Source organism: Acinetobacter sp. ANC 3929 (assembly GCF_000369405.1).
In the GTDB taxonomy this organism is placed as follows: Bacteria; Pseudomonadota; Gammaproteobacteria; order Pseudomonadales; family Moraxellaceae; genus Acinetobacter.
This window is the reverse complement of the sequence record NZ_KB849994.1, coordinates 12,507-13,117: the sequence shown is the minus strand read 5'-3', so window position 1 is coordinate 13,117 and position 611 is coordinate 12,507. Positions and strand designations below refer to the sequence as shown.

The window sequence follows — 611 nt, the reverse complement described above, 5'->3', positions numbered from 1 at the left end:
TTATTAGATATACTGATCATATAAGTAACACAAATGGTCAGGCGTAAAAATCACTGTAATCCCATGACCTCGAAATCAAGGAATTACAGTGTTATAAGGGTTAATAGGGTATGTGAGAGTTGTAAAGATATCTTGCTAATCTGGTTAGCTTTTTTTTGAATTGATCCAATCAATTATGTCCTGCTCTAACCAACCAACGGCTGATAGTCCCAATCTAATCGGACGAGGAAAAGACGAATCATATCTCTTGGATTTCGGGTTCATTTTGTCATACAGACTTGATTTACTTAAACAGACTAATTCTGTTACTCCTTTCATTCTAAGAATCTGATTTTTTTTGGTTTCTGAGGTTTGCATTGTTTACTCCGATTTAAACCTGATGTGGATGTCTTCGGATATAAATATGCTCTAGAATCCTCAGAAACATCAGCAAAACAAGATTCACAATTGTTAAGTAGCGTATTTAAATGAGTAATCCCGTCTTCGATCATGAAATTTACAGAATAGCTCACCCTGTAATGCAAAAATTAGTAAAGCAAGCTGTAAAAGCAAGAGAGTTTCAAGCAACTTTCCCAAATCTGTATAACGAGTTAATACGTATTAGGGATGTA

1 protein-coding gene is annotated in these 611 nt (G+C 34.7%); it reads right to left on the bottom strand.

Features of this window, described 5'->3' with window-relative positions:
• Positions 1-144: 144 nt before the first annotated feature.
• The gene (locus tag F909_RS19675; protein ID WP_228127864.1) at positions 145-318 is read right to left on the bottom strand and encodes a helix-turn-helix transcriptional regulator; all 174 of its coding nucleotides are present in this window, start codon (positions 316-318) and stop codon (positions 145-147) included.
• Positions 319-611 lie beyond the last annotated feature (293 nt).

What these genes read in the sequence shown, in the direction of transcription:
- F909_RS19675 (WP_228127864.1), bottom strand. Translation starts at nt 318, where the DNA reads ATGAAAGGAGTAACAGAATTAGTCTGTTTAAGTAAATCAAGTCTGTAT.